The sequence below is a fragment of the Bartonella sp. OC16QHHD genome (genome assembly GCF_042194035.1).
Classification (GTDB): Bacteria; Pseudomonadota; Alphaproteobacteria; order Rhizobiales; family Rhizobiaceae; genus Bartonella.
Genome location: NZ_JBHIMJ010000033.1, coordinates 1 through 22,607, shown reverse-complemented (window position 1 = coordinate 22,607; position 22,607 = coordinate 1). Strand labels below are relative to the sequence as shown.

Sequence of the window (22,607 nt, the reverse complement as noted above, 5' to 3'; positions counted from 1 at the left end):
CACGAGCTGGCAAGGTGTGTGATAGTGCCAGTTTGTTACGACACAGCGCTGTTTTACCGCACAATGGATAACTTAACCTTTTCAGTTTCTCTCACTTCCAATTTTGGCAGGTTGCGCACAATTTTCATTGTTTCCAAGCTTACAGTAATAACCCGCTGAAACAATTCCAATGGATAAGCTGGATTACCCACCGTTTCAACAGCATAGCAATTGGCATCATTCACAATCCCACTCGCTTTATCCGTTTTGACAACCTGCCGCTCCATAACCCATTCAAGAGCAGTCCTGCCATTGATCACATACTCATAAGCTTCAAGAGGAATATTCTGCATCGTGATATGCGCATTATAAATCACTGTGCTTTTATCAATAGCGCCACGCTTACCAGCAAATTTCATTGCCTCAACACGGTAGAAACTCTTCTCATCAGAAATCATCCAAGTTCTTGGATCTCCCTGTTTATAAGTAACGGGATAGGGTTCAACCTCTTCATAATTCATATGCAAATCACCAAGCTTTCGCCCCGCTGTTACAAAAGCCCAAAAATCCTCTACTTTTTTAACTGTTGGAATACGTGGCAATTCTTTAGACAAATTATGCGCATAACGAGCACGATAATCTTCAGAATGCAAAATCCCGTAAACATAATAAAACAAATCATCCTTTGTTATCATTTCACCAGGATAAGCTGCCTTAAAATAAGCCAACCCTTCATCCGTAAGAGCATCACGCCGCTGCAAACCAGTTTCTTTGCTTTCCTCTGCAAAATTTGCAAACAAATGAACCTGATTCCCTTTTTTAGCTCCTAAGGATGCAACATCTTCATAAACATACCGTGGAAAACATTGACCAGTATCCATTGCATGAAGATTAGATAAATTCTTAGTCATCAGAACAGAAAAGCCACTGCTTGCTCCAACTCCCGTAACTTGTATTACTCTGTTTTCAACCGCTTGTTCCAGAGGAAAAATACGTGGCATTTGTAAAACTCTATGGTTAAAAACCCGATTGTAATAGAGCCACTGTTGTGTAAAAGGACGATAAAGGCTCTGAGTAATATACGTATCTTTAAATTTAAAAGCCTTTCCCCTTATTAATTCTTCTTTAAGGCTACTACTCCAACTAATCTTTCTAGAATCTGTATTGACAAAATCGTTCACAGCATTTGCACGTGCTTTGCGGTCAGAATGTAGATACGCAGCATTAAAACGCTCTACTTCACTGTTATAAAAAGCAATCATATTGCTTATATTCTTTTCTAAAGATTCACGGCTTGAGTTATATGTCCAAGCATCACGACTAGTTTGTATACCGCCAGAAAAATTTTCAAAGAGCCTTTTATCACTGCCTTTCTTGTCACCTAAAGCTAGAAATTTTTCAAAATCATTATTGCGCTGATTCAGCCAATCGCCATGCTCATCTGGTGTAATCATCTGCCAACTGTGTTCACGTGTGATACCACCAATACTCCCCAACCTCTGAAGTTCACGGAGCTTTTCTTTTGCCGTGAGATAATCTCCAATATCACGAAAATATATTTTCCCATGCTGTTGTGCATCTGGATTTTTAACCAAAATGGAAATCGCAATAGGTGCGCGAGACCCAGAACCAAAAATCTTTCCCCCCTCCTTTCGAGAGAATTCTCCAGAAGTTCGTTGATTCCCCCGCAAATGGAAAATATAAAGGCTGCTAAATTCCTCGATTAAACATTTTCGTAAACCATCCGTAGAGTGACTACTGATAAAACCTGCATTTGTTACAAAGCCAATAACTCCACGGTCTTTTATGCGATCACTTGCCCAGCGAATAGCACGAATATAACTGTCATAAAGTCCATTAACATTGCTCGCTTTAGATTGAGCGGCATAGGTTTCACGAATGCGACGATCCAATTTAGGATAGGCAATATTCTGCGCATTGTCGTTTTCACTTTTTTGTCCAGAAGAATAAGGGGGGTTGCCAACAATAACACGAATATCCAGTTCCTTCTGGTGCGCCCGACGTGTACTGTTATCCACCAGCAAATCACTGATCAGGTCTTTTTCTTGCTCATAAAGCTGGAATGTATCGGTCAAACAAATTCCCTCAAACGGAATATAATCGCCCCCCATCAGACCATGATAGGTCGTCTCAATATTAATGGCTGCAATATAATAGGCTAAAAGCACAATTTCATTGGCATGAATTTCATGACAAAATTTGTGTTTCATCTCCTCTGGTTTTATCAAACCCGATTGTAAAAGCCGCGTGATAAAAGTTCCCGTTCCAGTAAAGGGATCCATGATGTGCACACCAGATGAGCCAAGCGTTTGCCCAAATTCTTGCTCTAAGACATCATTGACAGAGTGCAAAATAAAATCCACAACCTCAACGGGGGTATAAACAATGCCTAATTTTTCTACAGTACGTGGAAAAGCATAACGAAAAAACTTATCGTAAAGCTCTACAATCAACCTCTGTTTTGCTTTTGGATCCGTAATGCCACTAGCTCGTAATTTTACACTTGCGTAAAATTTCTCAAGATCTTTGGATTCCTTATCAAGATTTGCCTCATCAAGCACATCAAGCATACGTTGCATAGCACGCGAGACAGGGTTCTCACGTGTGAACTGATACCCTTCAAACAACACCTGAAAGACAGGACGCGTGATAATATGCTGTGCCAACATCTCAATCGCATCAGCTTCTGTAACAGCATCATTTAAATCATCACGCAGTTCTGCCACAAACCTGTCAAAGGCTTGACGCGCCTCAGTATCTGGCTCTGCCAGAATACCTGTTAAACGCGTGATATGATTCTTAGCAATTTCAGCAATGTTGCTCGCCCAATCTTCCCAATAATCACGTGTCCCACATTTCTTAACAATCTTTGCCAAAATCGCACGAGAAAGTTCATCTACGCAGAAAGAAAGCTCCTCGTTTACCTGCTCTGTAAGAAAGCAATCATGCTCCAGACTTCCAATTCCCGCTCGTGCAGGCTGTGAACGTAGTGGAAGATTGTCTACAACAGCTGTAACAGCCTGTAACTCAGTGCTCTGTGTGACGCCAATAATCTCAATCACATTGCTGATATCTTGGCTCAACGATGCCTTATTAATCGTCGCATCAAAACGATCATCATGCGCACGCAAAGCATTTAAAATTTGCCAAACAACCCGATATTTATCATTGTTGTTCAAAGCCTGTTCCACTGGAGTATCAGGAGGAATGCCAATTGGCAAAATGACATATCCCATCTTTTTGCCTTCAGAGCGACGCATCACCCGCCCAACCGCTTGCACAACATCAATCTGGCTTTTGCGTGGATTTAAAAACATGATCGCATCAAGAGCCGGAACATCCACCCCCTCAGACAAACACCGAGCATTGGTCAAAATACGACAAACATCCTCACCACTATCAGCTTTCAACCAGTCAAGTAATGCACCACGATCCTTCGCATTAAAAGTGCCATCAACATGCTCAATTTCACACTTCAGAAAATGCTCATTTTCTGTATCCTCTTTCGTATAATCAAGATATTCTCTAACAACCGTAGAAAACTCATCACGCACAAGTTCAGAACTTTTAATAGTTTTACAAAATGCTAAAGCACGATGCATAGGATATGAATCCGTACCAACATCAGCCTTCATATTTTGTTTTGTCAAAGCCTTATAACAGCCAATAATCTTTGTTGCATCATCAAGAATAAGCTCAGAATCGCTATCACTAAGGCGCTTCTGAACAGCGGAACTGACCAATTTTTCGTCCATTGCTAAGACAATAACCTTATAATCTGTTAAAAGATCATTTTGTACTGCCCATGAAAAACCCCGATAAAAAAGTGTTTTACCAAAAAGCTTTTCATCATCCATAGAAGCAAGAACAGCATTAACTTCATTCGCGCGACTTTTTGCGTTATCACCAAAAATGCGTGGTGTCGCTGTCATATAAAGGCGTTTCTTGGCACGAATAACATCATTAGAATGCACCTTAACAAAATTGGATTCACCCTCGCCCACCAGCGTTGCCCCTGTTGTACGATGCGCTTCATCACAAATGATAAGATCAAATGTTGGCAAACCATAGTTTTTCTGAGCATCAGCAATCACCTGAATAGATTGATAGGTTGCAAACACAACGGTCATCTTATCTGCAACACTCTTACCCGCCTGTTCTGCAAGTTTAGCAGCATCGGTTGTCGCCGGAAAAGCAAGATCAAACACATCAATTTCAGCAACATCATCACTATTTTTACGACGCTTTCCCACTTGTGTATCTGAACAGACAGCAAAGGATCTCAATCCGATTTCTGCATCCGTTGTCCATTCACGGACCGTCTGTGACATCAGTGCCAAGGAAGGAACAAGAAACAAAACAAACTTGCCTTCACCAGCCAAATCCTCAGCAATTTTAAGACTGGTAAATGTCTTACCAGTCCCACAAGCCATAATAAGCTTCCCCCGATCTGCTTGAGCAAGCCCAGCACGCACATCACGCAATGCTTCCAATTGATGTGGACGCAACTTCTTTTTATCCTCCAAAACAACTTTGCCCTGGGCTGCAAAAGTTTCCCAACGGATCGGACTTTGTTGTATATCGGAAAGATTAATCCGTATAACAGGAATATCCTGCCCCCGTATCATTGTTTCAGCGTTATCACTCCAAGCACTTTCAGTACTATCTATAATAACACGCCGCTTGAATGGAGCTTTCCCTGATGCCGAAATAAAACTATCAATATCTGCTTTTTTAATTCGATAGGCTGCATCATAAAATTTACATTGGATTGCCGCAAAACCCCCTCCATCACGAAGCTTTGCAACAAGATCGATACCAGTATCATGACCATCCCAATCATTTTCATGAGCCCAATCTTTAAAGGTTTGAACCTTTTCATAATACCCAGACTGAAGAGGATCATGTGTTAGATAAGCAAGAGCAAAACGCTCAAAATATGTACCTTTATCTCGTTCGGTACGCGCTTCATCACGATATGTCTGTAAAAGCGATTGCAGCGTCATGCTTCCCCCCCAATGAAAAATACCTTCAACTATCGAATCTAAACCAATTCGTCAATGCTCATTGTTCTACCCAAAAAACTTAAAAAAAGCTTAAGATTGCTTGATTTTAAGACATTTCTTCTATGCTTAATTAAATCAACAAGAGAGAATCTTTTGATCCTTTTGAGTATCCCCCAAATCATATGATGCATTTATTGATGTCTATATCCCTATGGAAATAAACGGTAAGGCGTGATGATTTTGAAAATATTTTTTGCCTTTTGTTAAGAATACAAAATAAAGTGCGCAATAATTTTAGGATTTAGCTTAGGAATGAGAGGGGGGAAATGGATACGACACCTGCGAACACACAAGACACCAAGGAAGAAACTCCACACACAAAACAGCGCATTTTACGAACGATCATGCATATAATTTCACTATAATACGCAAAATATTAGTCGTGATATTCAAAATATTGATTTTTAAAATATTTCTTTATCTTTTGTTCTTTCGTAGACTAATTATTCGCTTCTTATACTTTATAGCGGGTGGCTTTAGAATTCTTTTTTATCTGTATCGGACTTTTAGCAGGAGGGAGAATACCATACCAACTAGACATACCATTGCTCATCACTAGCGCCATTATGTTCTTTAGCAGCATAACTGCAGCTTGGTATTACGATGTTCTCTTACTTCATCTCACACCTGCTGAATATGAGCTTATTCTTTTTCAATGAATGAAAACCCTTTTCATTCATACATCATTCAAAATAAGAAGCGATCCGCCTCTCAAACTTTTTGTCGTCCTCACCAAACTCATGAAATCAAACCCGCATCTTCACGGTATTAGTTCTTAAGATCGCGCCCCCTACCGAGTATCTGACGGCATCCTTACCCTAGAAACTCAAATGGCTTGTTTATCCTTCAGCTCCAAAATCATGAGATAAGGCAGAAAAAAGCGATGCCTTAAACAAAATATTCTAAAGAAGCTACGTTACTCAAATAAAGGAACAGAAAATGACAGTGTCTTAGGTCACATTTTAAAACTTGAGCAAGATCATAATTTATTTGCATAAACCTAAACACCTATAATTTGCACCACCCTCTGCAAAACCAAAAGTGAGAAATCCACATAACCTCTTTTCCGAAAATCTTAAAAAGACTAAACGAAACCTCTTAAACTGCTCAGCTATCTCGATACCAGTTCATTTTTTTGGAAGAACGGAGGTTTAAGCTGTTTTTGGCATCAACCTTCTTTTTTGTTCTTTTGTTTGTTAGCAGATATACTATTCACTACCCCGCCTCTTTTTAAATTAAATCTTAAGAATCGTCGCGCAATATATTTCATTTGTCCTCCTCTTCATATCTCAGAAGACGAAGATTTTTAACAAAATTCAGTCTGCAAGCAATCTCATTCTAACGGGTTCCATTTAACTTCTCCTTAATAGGATTTACGTCCATAAGACTTGACAAGAAAGATTTAAAAATATTCATCATGCATTCTCAAAACATTTAATGCCTCAAGAAGGCTTATATGCCTACCACATCTCACATGATGTGGTGCGCTATAAGAAACGTTCACCTCTAGTGGTACGCTCCACTTAACGAACAAAGCGTTTTCTAAAATAGAGCAGCAAATAATGCTAAACTTTTCCCATTCATGTTTTGCTTCATAAACGCTTCATCCAAGTGGAAAGAATCACGAACAAACATGCCCAAATTGATAAAGTCTAATCGCGTGAAAGAGCGACAACAGGGTCAAGCCGTGAAGCTTGCCGCGCTGGAGAAAAGCCAAAACATATTCCTATGAGGGTTGAAAAAGTAAGAGACATAATGATCGATTCAATGGTATAGATAAGATGGATAGGTGCCTTAAACAGAAGGAACAAGCCACCGATAGAAAGCCCAAGCAAGATCCCCAAACCACCACCAATGACACAAACCAACACCGCTTCAATGAGAAACTGCTGCAAAATATCACTTTGGCGTGCACCAACTGCCATACGCACACCAATTTCATTGATCCGCTCAGAAACGGTGACCAGCATAATATTCATCACCCCAATACCACCTACAATCAGGGAAATCGCTGCAATTGAAGAAATTAAAAGTGTTAAGATATGTGTACTCTCCATGATACGTTCACGAAAGAATTCTGAATTTCTAATGAAAAAATCTTCTCCACCATGCCGCATAATGAGAAAACGTTTCACCATGTTTTCCGCTAAATGTGAATCGACATCATCAGCAATCCTAACAGTAATTGCACGAACTTCTGTTGTACCAAGAAAACGCGTTTGCACTGTTGTATAGGGCAAATAAAGCTGTAATGTATTTGATGTGTTTCCATTTGCGTGATTTTGCGAATCAACAACACCAATAATACGCGCTGGAACATTACCCACATGCACCACTTTGCCAAGAGGGCTTTCATGGCTATGGGGAAAAAGAACAGACAATGCTTCTTTTTCAATCACGAGATCAACCGCCCGATCATGCACACTTTTTTGATCAAAAAACTGTCCTTTGAAAACTTTAAGCCCCTGTGTCTGAAAGAATTGTTCTCCCACCCCCACAATGACAGCATTGACTTCAACTGCACCAAAACGCACTTTTGAGCTTGTTGAAATCTGAGGTGTTACACCAGAAACATAAGGTAACCCAGACAAGGCTTCTGCATCAGCTTCAACCAAACTGGTTATTTTTTCTGCTTGTGGATCAGAAAAACTTTTGCCAGGAAAAATGGTTAATGTATTAGCACCCAAACTTTTAAAATTTTCCAGAATTTTCTCTCGTGTACCATTCCCTAAAGCCACCATAGCAATAATCGCCCCAATACCGATAATCACCCCAAGCATTGTTAGAAAAGTCCGCATGCGATGTGCATTCATTGCCAACAGAGCCATCACAAACGCCTCACGGAATCGCTCAACAAAAGAACGAAAAAAGCCCAGTTTTTGTTGGCCTTTTAGATTTTGTTGTTCCTGAAGAGATTTTCCACCAACTTTTGTTTTTGCAACCCTTGACCGCTTATCAGCAATAATTTCCCCATCACTGATTTCGATAATACGCTCTGCTCTTTCAGCCACCTGCATATCATGGGTTACAATGATAATAGTACGTCCCTCTTGATGAAGTTCATCCAAAATATGCAATACTTCTTGCCCACTCTTTTTGTCCAATGCACCAGTTGGTTCATCTGCAAGAATGACCTCCGCATTATTCATGAGCGCCCGAGCAATAGAAACACGTTGTTGCTGACCACCGGACAGCTGATTTGGACGATGATTTATCCGATCACCCATGCCCAAACGTGTTAAAAGATCCTGTGCCCGCTTTTTCCTTGCTTCCACGGCACTTCCCGCATAAATAGCCGGAATTTCAACATTACCAAGAGCTGTCAATTCATTCAACAAATGGTAACGCTGAAAAATAAAACCAAAATGATTACGTCGCAAAGCCGACAATTCATCCGCAGAAAGGGAAGCTATTTCTTTACCAGAGATCCAATAACGGCCAGAAGTTGGACGGTCAAGACAGCCTAAAATATTCATCAAGGTAGATTTACCTGAACCGGAAGCACCTACAATTGCCACCATTTCACCACGTTTAATGGTAAGATTGATGTTTTTCAAAACGGTAACAAACGCTTCGCCCGCAGGAAATTTGCGCACAATATTTTCCAAGACGAAGACAGCATCTGCTTGATTTGTGCTCATGCTTTAACTCTCGTCTTCGCTATGCATGTTAGAAGACTCGGGCATCACTCCATCAGACGAACTGGTGACGACGACATCACCCTCGTTAAGTCCTGAAATAATCTCTGCCATAACCTTATTATTCAACCCAACGCTCACCTGTTTAGTAACCAACTTATTTTCCCCCACCAAAACAGAAACCCATGCTTTACGCTCTCTTGTCTCATCGCGTAAAGCATTACTTGGAACCAACAAGACATTCTGTGCGCGCCCTAAGATAATATGAACTTGAGCAGTCATATAGGTTCGCAAAAAATTGTCCGCATTATCAACATGTAGAATTCCGTTATAATAAATAGCCGATGAGATTAAAGCACTAGAACCACTCACCATACCAGGATTAATACTCACATCAGCACGAATTGTTTCAGGAGCCGGCTCTACTTTTTCTAAAACGCCTTCATAACGACGCTGTGAATTACCTAGAACTGTAAAATAAAGTGGTTGTCCAGCTCGGACTTTAAGAACATCTGCTTCTGAGATTTGCGCCTTGATCGTCATCTTTGATAAATCACCCAAAATAACAATTGTTGGCGCCGACTGAACCGCATTCACATTCTGCCCTTCTTCCACAACTGTTGCCAAAACCGTTCCCGCTGAAGGGGCAGTGATGCGTGTATAACCTAAATTAACCTCTGCACTCTCCACATCAATTTGTGCTTGCACAATCTGCTGACGAAGTTGTTCAATTTGCGCCTCGCGTATTTTCACCTGTGTCGTAGCCTCATCGAGGTTCGCACGTGAAACCGCACGTGTTTCAATCATTTTTTTCTGACGCTCTAAATTTTTCTGTGCAAGAGAAAGATAGGCTTCTTGTTCTACCAAACTCGCATAATAATGCGATAATGCTGCTTTTTTTCTTTTTAAATCATTTTCCTGATCTGTAGGATCAATTTCTGCTAAGAGATCGCCTTCTTTCACAACACTCCCAGGGGAAACATGCATTGACACCACACGCCCTGTTGCTCGCGCACCAACAGCCACCAACCGGTAAGGACGTACAAGACCAGAAGCTAAAACACTTTCCTCAATATCCCCACGCTTCACCACCGCTGTTATATAAGTTGGAGTAGATGTTCCAAAAAAAACAGAACGCAACCATAAAAACAAGAGAATGAGAAATATAGCAGTTAAAAAGAAGGAAAGTTTTTTGTGTTTTGTAATGAAATTTTTGAGTAAGTTTTTTTTCATTTCCCTACCTTTGCACGCGAACGAGGTGCACCATCAACGACTTCCGGACGTGATACATCAACAACGCCATCCCAGCCCCCCCCAATGCTTTCATCAACGTGATATATTGTGTAACCAAAGAAACACGGCTATCTTTAAGTGCCATTTGTGCAGAATAATAAGAGCGATCAGCATTTAACAATTCAAGAAAACTGGTATTTCCATTCTCAAAAAGACTCCGTGAAAGTTTTAAGGAATGAAGAGAAGCTTTATTCGCAATGATTAGCTTTTCTAAGCGTTGATGTTCTTTAGTTAATCTTACCAACGCATTTTCTACATCTTCTAAAGCTCCCAAAACAGCAGCCCGATAATTAATAAAAGCTTGATCACGCTGTGCACGCGCGACAGCAATAGAAGCCTCAACCTGACCTCCATTAAAAAAAGGAAAACGCAGACCAGGTCCAAAAGACCAGCCAATCGTTGAATTTTTCCATAACTGATCTATCGCCGTTGCGGCTGTCGAAATATTACCTGTTAAAGTAAGTGATGGATAGCGATCTGCTTCACGTTGACCAATCCGCGCTGTCGCTTGCGCATATTGACGCTCTGCCCGTCGTAAATCCGGACGTGTTAACAAAATATCAGCTGGAATTCCTGCTGGTATCGGCCAGCGCGGTTGTGGAATCTTTGCATACTTAGCATTTTTTTGTAAAAGAGCCTTCAATGCCGTAGGCACACGACCAATTAAGACAGAAAGGCGATGAACGCTCATTGCTAAATTCGCTTCCATCTGTGATATATCTGCTTCTGTATTTGCCATTTGTGCTTGCGCATTTGAAACATCGAGCTCAGAAACATCACCAGCTGTTAATCTAGCACGCATCAATTCATAGGTTTTACGTTGTGATACAGCAATTTGACGTACAATCAACAATTTCTGTTGCCAACCACGCATTTGTACATAATTTGTTGCCACATCTCCTAACAATGTCACCATGGTAGCACGCATATCTTCCACAGCCGCATCAAGACCATAACGCGCTGCTTCAACCGCTCGTTTATGCCCACCAAAAAAATCAAGCTCCCAGCTTGCATCAAAACCACTACGGTATTGGTTTAACAATGCATCAGACTGTGCAGAATGACTACGGGTTCCTGAAATTGAATTGGACACATTTGGCAAAAGAGTTCCCACAACCTGTCCTAAACTCGCACGCGCCTCACGTACCCGAGCTTTGGCAACAGCAACATTATTATTTCCAGAAATCGCATAATCCATTAATGCATCTAGAACAGGGTCATTCAAACGCCGCCACCATCCGGCAAGCGCAACTGGCTGTCCAGCAGTCTGTGCAGATTTTTCTCCCCAAACTGCTGGAACACGAAAAGATGTTTTCTGGTAATTGGGACCAACCATACATCCTGACAAAAGCAACCACAACAAGACAATAGAAAGTAATCCACGAGAAGCGCCCCTTTTGAGATTTCTGATATACATCTAGTCTCCCGCATTCTTTCAGAATCATTATTTAATATTAATACTTTATTTACCTCTTATTTCAAACTTGACGTGAAAAATCAAATACAGTTTGCACAGGAATATGATCTGAAGGGCGTTCCCATCCGCGCGCATCACGAAAAATCGAAAGATCTACAACAAAAGGTGCTAAATCAGGAGAAGACCAAACATGATCAAGCCGCCGCCCATAATCGGTAAATGCCCAATCGCGTGCACGATAACTCCACCATGTATAAAGCTTGGTAGGAGCAGGAATATGCAACCGCATCAGATCAACCCATCCACCTTGACAACACAAATCCTGTAAACGCTCGGTTTCAATAGGAGTATGGCTTACAACCTTCAACAATTGCTGATGAGACCAAACATCCTCTGCCAAAGGAGCAATATTTAAATCGCCCACCAAAAGAGAAGAAAGACCATCTCCTTGATCCGCACGTATGGAAGACATTTCTTCTAAAAAATCAAGCTTATGACGAAATTTTTCATTCACATCAGCATCTGGAATATCTCCCCCAGCAGGAACATAAAAATTATGAATCCGCAAGCTTCTCCCATGGGCTTCCACAATAACTGAGATATAGCGACAATCTTGGTTTTGGCAAAAGAAACGCTTTTCTACCTTTTTAAAAGGCAAACGAGAAACAATAGCCACCCCGTTATAAGATTTTTGTCCACTCAATGCGATATGCTTATAACCCGCTGCTTCAAAAGCCTCCACTGGAAATAAAGCATCTGGACATTTTGTTTCCTGTAGACACAAAACATCTACGGAAAAGAGATCCAAATACTGAAAAACCTGTGCAAGACGCAAACGAATAGAATTAATATTCCAAGTTGCAATACGAAAGAACATTTGTTTTAATCCCAATGACGTAACACTCTTTCTTCATTTCTTCGAAGGAAGTGTGAACATCCCATTAGCGAACCGGACGTCTGTCCGCACATTCATAATCTGCACAGTAGTTTCCAAATTTTGTTGGTCAACAATTGTCCACTGTCGCAAAGCAGAGCCTTTAGAATCAAAAACCATCCTTATTTGCCCTGCCCCAATCGTTTTATCACGCAGAACAATCGTTACAGCCCCTGGATCTTCGCGAAATGCGAACAAGCGCCCAGAAGATACATCAATTTTATCATCCAACAAAAATTTCATTGGCGTTTGCGAAAGTTGTGAAAAGTTCCAAGTATTCAAAGCCCGATTGTTAATACCTACAAATTGGCCATCTGAAATAATCTGTAAAGGCATTTTTTTGTAAATGAAACGAATTTTCCCTGGGCGCTCTAAATAAAATGTCCCCTGAGACATTTTTCCCTTTGGACTAAACTGAATAAAATCACCTGTCATTGTTTTGATTGCCGCAAAGTGATTCACAACATTTTGCGCCTTTATCACTTTATTAGATGCTTGCGAAAAAACAGGAACAGTTAAACACCAAAAGATAATAATTCCCACCAACCCAAAGACTCTTCTTTGCGGTAAAAAAGACGTTTTCATAAAAAATGCTCCCAAGCAATACTTAATTGACTTTATAATTCATAACTTAAGTGATCAACGACGAATAAATACCCTTCTTTATAAGATAAAGATATTGTTTGAAAAAAATATCAAAAGATTTTTAAAAGTATTCTTCTTCGACAATCTCCAACACTTTTCGCTTACCCATATCATTAGCTGGACTAATGATGCCTTCTTCTTCTATCCTTTCGATCAATGTGGCGGCACGGTTATAACCAATGCCTAAACGACATTGAATATAAGAAGTTGAAGCCTTACGATCACGAAGCATAATAGCAACAGCTTGACAATAGGAATCATCTGCTAAAGAAAAAGCTAAAGAAACATCCTTTTTTATTTTTTGCGGTATCGTTTACAAATAATCAGTCTGCGTTTAAGTTTCCGAAAGCATCCAAATTTCCTGCTTTTCTAAACGCATAATATATTCTTTTCCACCCCTAATCTATGAAGCAACATAAATTATAGTCAAGACATAATGGATTAAGGACTAAACATATTACTCGCAAACCTGAAAGCTCTTTTAAGTATCAAAAATACTTTTTTGACTTCCTTCTCACCCAAAAGAATAAAAATTTTCACCACAACCGCTCTGTAAACAGTTTGGAGTTTAGCAAATTTCACTTAGCTTCCCACCCCATATAATTCATTTATATTAAGACTCGACAGATCAGCCTTGCCCTAAATATTTAGAGCGCACTTAAAAAGACACTTAAATATCAAGTCTTACATGCTTTTACACCCCTACATTCGCAATAACATTATTTTATACCAAGATATTGATTTATAATAATTTATCTTTTTAACTTAAATCATAACGCCAAATACAATAAGATTCTTTCATCACATACTCTCTCATATTGAATCAACTCAAATCATTTGCTTGCACATTACAAGCAAGGTTGGTGTGTGGATAAAAGTTATATAAGATAAAGAATCCCCTTATAAAGAGTTCCAAGTGCCAAGGAGCTATCGCAAATCGAGAACTGGTGTATGAAAATGCAGACTTTCTACGATACAGTAAACAAACACTTGTTTTATAAGATATTATAAAAAACAACTATAAAGATTTTTCAAAAGCGCTCTTCTTCAGCAGGCACTAAAATTTCTCGTTTCCCTGCGTGATTTGCTGGACTAATGATACCTTCTTCTTCCATCCTCTCAATCAGTGTCGCAGCACGATTATAACCAATGCCTAAACGGCGTTGAATATAAGAAGTCGAAGCCTTACGATCACGAAGCACAATAGCAACAGCTTGACTATAGGGATCATCTTCTGAAGGAGAAGCCAAAGAAACATCAGCACCATCCTCTTCAACTTCTTGCGTAATTGTTTCCAAATAATCAGGTCGTGCTTGCGCTTTGAGATGCGCAACAACCTGCTCCACTTCATCATCCGCAACAAAAGGACCATGCACACGTTGAATACGTCCTCCTCCCATCATAAAGAGCATATCTCCTTGTCCCAATAATTGCTCGGCCCCCTGTTCACCTAAAATTGTTCGGCTATCAATTTTTGAACTCACAGAAAAAGAAATACGTGTAGGAAAATTGGCTTTGATCGTCCCAGTAATAACATCGACGGAAGGACGCTGTGTCGCCATAATCACGTGGATACCGGCAGCACGTGCCATTTGTGCCAAGCGTTGAACCGCGCCTTCAATGTCTTTACCAGCAACCATCATCAAATCAGCCATTTCATCAATAATGACAACAATATAGGGCATAGGACTAAAATCAAGTGTTTCCGTTTCATAAAGAGGCTCACCGGTCTCGCGATCAAATCCAACTTGAATTGTCCGCACCATTGTCTCTCCCTGACTTGCAGCTTCCCTAAGACGTGCATTAAACCCATCAATATTACGAACGCCTAGTTTTGACATTTTACTATAGCGTTCTTCCATTTCACGAACAGCCCACTTTAAAGCAATCACGGCTTTTTTAGGATCTGTCACCACGGGTGTTAATAAATGGGGAATGCCATCATAAACCGAAAGCTCAAGCATTTTCGGGTCCACCATAATGAGACGACATTGTTCAGGTGTCATACGATAAAGCAATGATAAAATCATTGTATTGATAGCAACAGACTTTCCCGATCCTGTTGTACCAGCAACCAAAAGATGGGGCATTTTTGCTAAATCTGCAACAACAGCTTCCCCCCCGATTGTCTTACCCAAAGCAAGTCCTAGCTTGGCTTTGCTGTCAATAAATTCTTGCGCCTGCAACATTTCTCGTAAATAAACCATCTCACGCTTTGCATTAGGCAATTCTATTCCAATAACATTACGTCCTGGAACCACCGCAACACGCGCCGAAATCGCACGCATCGAGCGTGCAATATCATCTGCCAAACCAATGATACGGGAAGACTTAATGCCTGCAGCCGGTTCAAATTCATACAAAGTTACCACCGGTCCAGGACAAGCATCTATAATTTTTCCTTTGACCCCAAAATCTAACAAAACCCCTTCAAGCTCCTGAGAATTTGCTCTTAAAACAGCAGGAGAAAGCTTTGCATCCCTAACAGACGGTGGTGGAACCGAAAGATAATCTACAAGTGGAAGAACAAAACCACCATTTGAAGAAGCTGTTAAAGACTTTCGATTTTTAACAGGAGAAACATAGGCTTTATTTTGATTTTCCTCACACTTTACTTTTTCACCTAAAAAAGTTGGCTCAATCCGATCAAATGGCTTTCCTTGCCCTTTACTCTGAAAACGCCTTTTGAAACAGAATAAACGAAAAAAACGTGCTTGTAAAAAATAAAAAAGATGCAAAAGAGCGCCACACGTTGTCGCAAAAAAACCATGATTTTCACGATCCTCCTCTGCGGCATATTCCGTATCTTCTTCCAACTCAAAGACTGGATTAACGATTTCGTCTTTTGGAATGCTTTTTTCTTTTCTTTTCTTTGTTCGACGCCGCCATATCACATTACCAGCAAAAGCAGCGGTGAAAAAACCTAAAAGAATAAAAACAACACTGAAAAACACCGTGTAAGGAGGAGAAAGAAAAAGAGGAAAGACTGAAGAAGCAACACTTAAAACTTTATCTCCTAAAACCCCTCCCAATCCCATTGGCAATGGCCAATAAGTAAAAGAAGCAACAGGTGACATAAGGGCAAAAGCAATTAAAAAACAAATCGTTGATAGCACCCATAAAAAAAAGCGCAAAGTCAAATTGTAGATATTCTTTTGCGCCAACAAGAGAAAAGACCAAAATAATGGCGGCAACAAAACAGCAAGACTTGCCAAGCCAAAAAACTGCATAATAAAATCTGAAAAAATTGCCCCCATCCACCCCATAAGGTTTGTAACCTCATTTGTACTTGCATGGGTTAAAGATGGGTCCGCAACATTCCACGTCGCCAAAGCAAACACACAAAAAATAATAAAGCCCAAAAGCCCGAGCCCAATAAATACTCCTATCTGACGTAAAAACATCTCAATAAGACGCGAACCTTGAGAATTTCGCACTTCTAATGAATCATAAGGAGAAGAACTTCGGTGCATCTATCAATTCCAAATACAAAACTTTCATATTTTAAAGAGTTATAACTCCCTCTCTTAAAAAAGGATGAAGCTTAAACTCTGTGCTGATTTGTAAACAAATAGCCTGTAAACAATCCGACTTCTTATCTAATGCGTTCTACCTTCTAACCACTTCATATCATTCATATACCACCACCCTAAGAGATAATCCTTCATAAGGCGCACAAAAAGCTCTCCCTGAATATTTATCACACGATCAACCAAAAAACACCTCATGTGTAAAGTGTTACATGGGTGCTATAGGCACCTTCCTAAACAAATAATATTTTTACGCTACATCATGATAACGGCAAAATATGAATACTGTTTTAACCATCACGAATGACCACAATTTTTTATCTATCATACTAACGAAATGGCCCCTTTCAGGACAAGCATACTGAAGTAACTCACACAACTTAAAAAATACACGACCATCTTTGTTTATTTTTAGTTTTCTTTTTTATCAACCAAGTGTAAAAAGAATTGAAGAAGATATTTAAAAAAGCTTATCCGATAAATCTGTAAGATGAATCACATAAATGATTAAGCAGAAAAACTCTGAAAAACCAATCCGTCATCAGATTGGCGCCAAAAAGAAACCTCGTTCTTGTAAAGCAGAGAGAAAAGTAAAAGTTAAGATATTTTAGGCAATGTAAAAAGATATTCTTTTTAAAAGAAAGCAAACTATAAACAATGGAAGAAGTATTGTGTGTTCTAATCGCAATAAAAACGTACAACCCAATAAAAAAATTAAATCTCATAAAACTAAACAATGTGATCTGCTCATTGCAGGGGGGGCAGCTGTCGGTTTAACCCTAGCGACAGCACTCAAGCAAACAGCCCCTAATCTGAAAATAAAAATCGTTGATGCTGCTCCACAAGGAGATACCCCTGCTTCTAACATACGAACCATTGCCCTTGCTGCTGCTTCTATTCGTATGTTAAAACAATTACAATGTTGGGAATCTATAAAACCCTATGCGCAACCCATTCATTCAATGATCATCACAGATACAAGCACAAATGATCCTGTCAAACCCACTCTTTTAACCTTTGAAGGCGACATTAATCCCGGCGAGCCCTTTGCTGCTATGGTAGAGCATAGAGAACTCATCAACACTTTAAAAAAACGTGTCAAAGATCTCAATATCCCTGTTATTACAAACACCCGTGTCATTGATTTTCATCAAGAAGACCAACATACAACCGTCACTTTAAATAATGAAGAGGTTTGGCAAACAAAATTGCTTATTGCAGCTGACGGAGCCCATTCGAAATTACGCCAAAAAGCAGATCTTAAAAACTTTTCTCATCCCTATAAACAAACAGCAATCATCTGCACAGTTGAACATGAAAAAACCCATAATGGTCAAGCAATTCAACATTTTTTACCTGCCGGTCCTTTTGCTCTTCTCCCTCTCAAAGGCAACCGATCCGCCATTGTGTGGAATGAAGATCATAAAACTGCGCAATATTATCTCAAAGCTGATGCACTTATTTTTGAAACAGAACTCGAAAGACGCATTGGCCATCGATTAGGCAAACTCTCTTGGGATGGCGAACGTCAAGCTTTTCCTTTGAGTCTTTCTTTAACACGTCAATGCGTTAAACCACGTTTTGCTCTCGTTGGCGATGCCGCCCATACCATCCACCCCATTGCAGGACAAGGACTCAATTTAGGATTACGCGATAGCGCTGCCCTCGCTGAAGTGATTATTGAAACAGCACGACTAGGTCTTGACATTGGCTCCCTCACGGCTTTAGAGCGCTATCAAAGCTGGAGACGTTTTGAAATTGTCCGTATGGCTTTAAGCAATGATTGGCTTAATAAACTCTTTTCTAATGATAGCCTTCTTTTACGGATGCTCCGCGATACCGGACTTGGAATCATTAATCAAGCACCAAAAATAAAAAAATACTTCATTCAAGAAGCTGCCGGACTCTCTCCAAATGCCCCACGTCTTCTACACGGCTTCCCACTTTAAGCAAAAATTCATACTATTTCACTTTTTTTACAACCTTTGCCTTCCTCCTCCCATATTTCACTTAACATAAAACTCGACAAGCAAGCTACATTCTAAGAATATTCACCATGCACTGAAAAAACGTTTAATGTCTCAAAGAGGTTACCTTATATCACCACACCTTAAAAGAAGCCATTTCACGGCATAACAAAATAAACAAGACTTTTTAGCACACAACACTTTATTTACAATAATAAGTTCATTGTTCTCATATTGAGTGAGAAATCTAAAGATCATAAAATACCCTTATTTCAAATCTCTCTCACGTTGAAGCAATCAAAATCATTCGCTTGTACATCACAAGTGAGAGTGTCGTATAAATAAAAACAATTAAACAAAGCAACAAAAAGTCTCCCCCTCTCAAGAACTAAGGACTTTAGCAACATTGTAGGCGAGTAAAGTATATAATGGCGCCGGCTTATACTTTTTATTGAAGTAAAAATGGTGGTGTACAATGGATTTTATATGCTCATAGGGACTTTTACGTTATACTATTCACGAAAAGCGCTATAAAATAAGCTTAGTTGCATTGAAAAATTTTTCTTTTAAAAAAGCGCGTAAATTGAAAACATAAATGTATTCCGTTTGGGGCATTCTGCTTCTCAGACAAACTCTTTAACTTATTGTGGAATACCACACGACTTTAGAAAAAATATTCCAATATATAACAAAGTGTTCCGTACTCTATACCATCACACACAATTGTAAAACCGCATATCATCCCTCTATTTCACACCATAAAAGAAGATAAACTGCAATAGAAATGATCCAATCCTTTTATTTTCAAATACGCTCTTTATTCATTATTCATAAACGCTCATAAATGAATTTTAATCACAAACGCTCAGAAATATGTCATAAATTCTATAAAACCCATAACAGCCATAGAAATTTTCCATTTTTCTATATACTCACTCATCTCAACTAAACGAACGATAAATAAAGTAAATGCCTCGTATATAATCTTACAGAAAAAAGACCAAACAAAACCTATAACATCAGGCTTGTTCTACAGAACAGTATTTCAAAAATATAAGTATGCTAATTTATTAACATATTAATTGATAAAATTATCATTTTACATATTGAGTTAAAATCCCTATGCAATAAATTATTCTCATTTCGACCATTTTTGTAAATAATCAATAAAACTCTTTATTTACATAGACTAAAAAGAGCAACGTTAATGAAACGATAAAAAGAAGTAAAATATCCCCCTCTCTCAAATGCCAAAAGCAATTACAATATTCCAATCTGGCATCATCATTATGCTTGCCAGATTATAACAACAAGACCTTTTGCATTTAAATAAACTTTTTCACGCTCCCTATCATTGTATTTGGTAACTCAATACTTTAATATATTCGTTCAGTATATTTATACAATTAAATTACCCAAAAGAGCATACTTCTTGCATTTACATTCCTTGGTATTCCCTTATCTTGTAAAGATCGCACACGTGTTACGTTACTTCGAGTTCATCAAGTGTATACCCATTCTCCAACCACTCTTTAATCCACTTAGGTCTACGTCCACGCCCATTCCATAATTCCCATTGGTTATTGGGATTTCTATAATGGCGCTCTTTGCTCACAAGATCAGCGATATCAATTCCATGGGCATTAGCAATTTCAAGAATTTTTCGTCGCGCATTTTGTTTTTCCTTTGCTTGCCGTTTTTTTAATTCCACATCGATTTGTGTACGCATCTCTTGTAGTTCATCAAAATTCATATTTTTGAGATCATTCACCTTAATTACTCCCCTTGCAAAAAAGAATTTCTTTTTGCCATATTTTAAACACAATTATAGACAATTTCTGTCTATTTATTATCGAAATTAAAATTACGATGCATATATCACTTTGACGGAGATGTGCTTTGGACCACAAAGAACTGTTTATTGGTACATCAATTACCATCACTGCATCTTTTTTCAGCTCAATCGCTGGAACTACTAAATGCAGTGCTCAAACGCCATCACACCTCTCTGACTCTCATGAATCAGTAGTCAAAAGTAAATATAAATCGTCACTCTATAAGTTATGGCAATACGCAACAAAGAACAAGCCCTCTCTGTATAATGATAGTGTAGTTCATTATGACAATAAAACCTCCCCTCATACACAACGGCTTTTTACTTCGTATAAATTTTTTTTGAAAAGATTTTTGCAACTAGAAAATTATATAAAACAAGCAGCTTCAATACAGTATCAAAGATTATTATTTTTTAAAAGCAGCGCCTTTTTTCGTGATTCCAATAATATTGGTTGGCGTAATATGCTCTATTTTATTCCACACTTTTATCTTGTTGGTTGGATATTCGCATGTATTAGAAATATTTTTAGAAGAGAACAAAACAATAATCACAGGGAATATTCTAAGCTAAACAATCTTGTTCTGCAAATTTATAAAATCAAAAAACAACGAGAAAATGCACCACAAAGAATTAGCATTTGTATTAATAAAATTCTTCATAATAAGGTGTATTGCTAATGATTGTTCCAGATTTCACATTTTTTGCTGCTGCGTACATATCCAATACGCCTCCCATAACATTTTCAGTTATCGCCGAACAAGAAGCGCGGGACAATGTCTATGTAACAGATGATAAAGATAACTTCTTCTATCAATCATCTCAGCTTAAGGAAACAATCCCAATAACTGAACAGTTTAGCCAGAATAAACATAATTTTAACATAATTTTAGGGCAAATTGATGTTATAAATGTGAAATTGTTTTCTCTTTTTGATGCATTTGATTTTTGCGGAAATTTTACAGCTGTGCAAAGCGCTTTGACTTACTGCTATGAACAAACAACATCAAAGTGCATCTTTGAAAAAGCGACTTTGCAATCTGTGCTAAATTTTTACAATACAGAAAACTCAAACCACACCTCTATACAGAAAGTTACTTCATATATTGGAGTAAAAGCTGCCGTACAGGAAAATGAAGATTTGCAGGAGCCTGTAAAGCTTAAAAAAGAAGAACCAGAACAGACAACTAACGTAGATTCTCTTCCTCTCTCTTCAAAGGGAGAAGAAGATGCATTTACACATAAAGAAAGTGGTACCAGCGATGCTTTTTCGGTTGAAGATTCTTCTTCATCGAGAGGCTCGCTAGAGTGACAGCTGATATTTTCACGAAACTCTAGAATTTTGATAGGATATTATAATGAAAGGTAGATAAGAAAATGTTAAAGCTCTAATTAGTAAGATTGGACAAAATCTCTTCTAATTGAGGGCAAAGATAATGAAAATGATAGAACAAAACAGCGTTGATATAGCATTTAGTCAAAAAGCAGCACGTGAGATTACAGTCGTGATGCTTTCAGAAAGAGAATGGTATTTTACGTTTATTTCCGATGATCCAATCACCGGAAAGCCAAATAAATATACGTTACTTACACAAAGAGGAAAATTAAGAACTTGGGCTGATCCAAAATATCTCTTTAAGTTTCTTCATGAACGAGGGGTCATTTGTGGGAGTTTTAATCTTAATCAGGATAAAGAACATGAAACAATTAAATATTCTTCACACAACAGCTCGTAATAAAATTGCTGCATTTTCAGCAGCTTTGACCATATTTTTTATGAATAGTTCTGCTCATGCACAAGCCCAAGTAAAAACTTTACAAAATGCAGAGACGGCTCTAAAGGATTTACAGACAGACTNGGACGCTACATCGGAAAAGACACTTTTGTACGTTGGGCAGTAGGTGTTGTCGTCGCAGGTTCTGCAACCCAACTTGTTACTCTGCTATTTAAGCCATAGTGGCGTTAATTATGACTCATAAAAACAATATGTTTATTTATATAAAAATATTATCTAGATTTTAATAAGAGTGAAATATGCAAAAATTAACTAGTATTCAATCGAAAAGTAATAACAAAATCATCGCAATTTCTGCTGCTATGACTGCGTTCTTTATGAATAGTTCTGCTCATGCACAAGCCCAAGTACAAACTTTACAAAACGCGAAGACAGCTCTAACAGAGTTACAGACAGACTTGAAAGCGATTATCCCTATCGCTGCTGCCGTTATACTTTTATGTTTAGCAATTGGTTATGCGGGACGCTACATCGGAAAAGACACTTT

General features: G+C 38.8%; 12 protein-coding genes and 3 pseudogenes. 6 read left to right on the top strand and 9 right to left on the bottom strand.

What is annotated here, in order from left to right:
- Positions 1-53: 53 nt before the first annotated feature.
- The 8 genes and pseudogenes from ACFIK1_RS04395 to ACFIK1_RS04360 all read right to left on the bottom strand — a co-directional run bounded on the left by ACFIK1_RS04395 (position 54) and on the right by ACFIK1_RS04360 (position 16,466).
- Positions 54-5,006, bottom strand: coding sequence for a DEAD/DEAH box helicase (locus ACFIK1_RS04395; RefSeq protein WP_375662176.1), 4,953 nt, complete (start codon positions 5,004-5,006; stop codon positions 54-56).
- 1,712 nt (positions 5,007-6,718) lie between these two features.
- Positions 6,719-8,707, bottom strand: coding sequence for a MacB family efflux pump subunit (locus tag ACFIK1_RS04390; protein ID WP_375633470.1), 1,989 nt, complete (start codon positions 8,705-8,707; stop codon positions 6,719-6,721).
- Positions 8,708-8,710: 3 nt separating this feature from the next.
- Entirely contained in the window at positions 8,711-9,937 is a 1,227-nt protein-coding gene (locus tag ACFIK1_RS04385; protein ID WP_375633471.1) for an efflux RND transporter periplasmic adaptor subunit, read from the bottom strand.
- Positions 9,934-11,414: pseudogene (locus ACFIK1_RS04380) on the bottom strand (efflux transporter outer membrane subunit). Before ACFIK1_RS04380 ends, ACFIK1_RS04385 begins: the two are co-directional and overlap by 4 nt.
- Before the next feature lie 61 nt (positions 11,415-11,475).
- Positions 11,476-12,291: an exodeoxyribonuclease III gene (locus tag ACFIK1_RS04375; RefSeq protein ID WP_375617894.1), complete on the bottom strand. Its 816-nt coding sequence runs from the start codon at positions 12,289-12,291 to the stop codon at positions 11,476-11,478.
- Between the two features lie 33 nt (positions 12,292-12,324).
- Positions 12,325-12,933, bottom strand: a complete 609-nt coding sequence (locus ACFIK1_RS04370) for an outer membrane lipoprotein carrier protein LolA (protein WP_375617820.1) — start codon at positions 12,931-12,933, stop codon at positions 12,325-12,327.
- Between the two features lie 121 nt (positions 12,934-13,054).
- Positions 13,055-13,306: pseudogene (locus ACFIK1_RS04365) on the bottom strand (DNA translocase FtsK); the annotation flags it as partial.
- A gap of 718 nt (positions 13,307-14,024) precedes the next feature.
- A complete protein-coding gene (locus ACFIK1_RS04360; RefSeq protein WP_375662175.1) occupies positions 14,025-16,466 on the bottom strand; it encodes a DNA translocase FtsK 4TM domain-containing protein in 2,442 nt (813 codons plus the stop codon).
- 728 nt (positions 16,467-17,194) lie between these two features.
- On the opposite strand from ACFIK1_RS04360, the gene ACFIK1_RS04355 reads away from it, so the two are divergent.
- Positions 17,195-18,472 carry a ubiquinone biosynthesis hydroxylase gene (locus ACFIK1_RS04355; RefSeq protein WP_375662174.1) on the top strand — a complete coding sequence of 426 codons (1,278 nt, stop codon included), beginning with the start codon at positions 17,195-17,197 and terminating at the stop codon, positions 18,470-18,472.
- 1,501 nt (positions 18,473-19,973) lie between these two features.
- Here the strand turns inward: ACFIK1_RS04355 and ACFIK1_RS04350 are convergent.
- Entirely contained in the window at positions 19,974-20,261 is a 288-nt protein-coding gene (locus ACFIK1_RS04350; RefSeq protein WP_015857007.1) for an H-NS family nucleoid-associated regulatory protein, read from the bottom strand.
- Between the two features lie 128 nt (positions 20,262-20,389).
- Here ACFIK1_RS04350 and ACFIK1_RS04345 point away from each other — a divergent pair, with 128 nt between their 5' ends.
- The 5 genes and pseudogenes from ACFIK1_RS04345 to trwL all read left to right on the top strand — a co-directional run.
- On the top strand, positions 20,390-21,004 hold the full coding sequence (locus ACFIK1_RS04345; protein WP_375662173.1) for a hypothetical protein: 615 nt from the start codon (positions 20,390-20,392) through the stop codon (positions 21,002-21,004).
- Positions 21,004-21,636 carry a TrwN protein gene (locus tag ACFIK1_RS04340; RefSeq protein WP_273787633.1) on the top strand — a complete coding sequence of 211 codons (633 nt, stop codon included), beginning with the start codon at positions 21,004-21,006 and terminating at the stop codon, positions 21,634-21,636. Before ACFIK1_RS04345 ends, ACFIK1_RS04340 begins: the two co-directional genes overlap by 1 nt.
- A gap of 124 nt (positions 21,637-21,760) precedes the next feature.
- On the top strand, positions 21,761-22,060 hold the full coding sequence (gene korA / locus ACFIK1_RS04335) for a KorA family transcriptional regulator (RefSeq protein ID WP_015857010.1): 300 nt from the start codon (positions 21,761-21,763) through the stop codon (positions 22,058-22,060).
- A pseudogene (locus ACFIK1_RS04330) lies at positions 22,023-22,282 on the top strand (conjugal transfer protein). The gene korA and the pseudogene ACFIK1_RS04330 overlap by 38 nt, the downstream one beginning before the upstream one ends.
- Before the next feature lie 77 nt (positions 22,283-22,359).
- Positions 22,360-22,607, top strand: a 248-nt coding sequence (trwL, locus tag ACFIK1_RS04325; RefSeq protein ID WP_375662172.1) for a VirB2 family type IV secretion system major pilin TrwL, incomplete at its 3' end; no start/stop codon positions are given.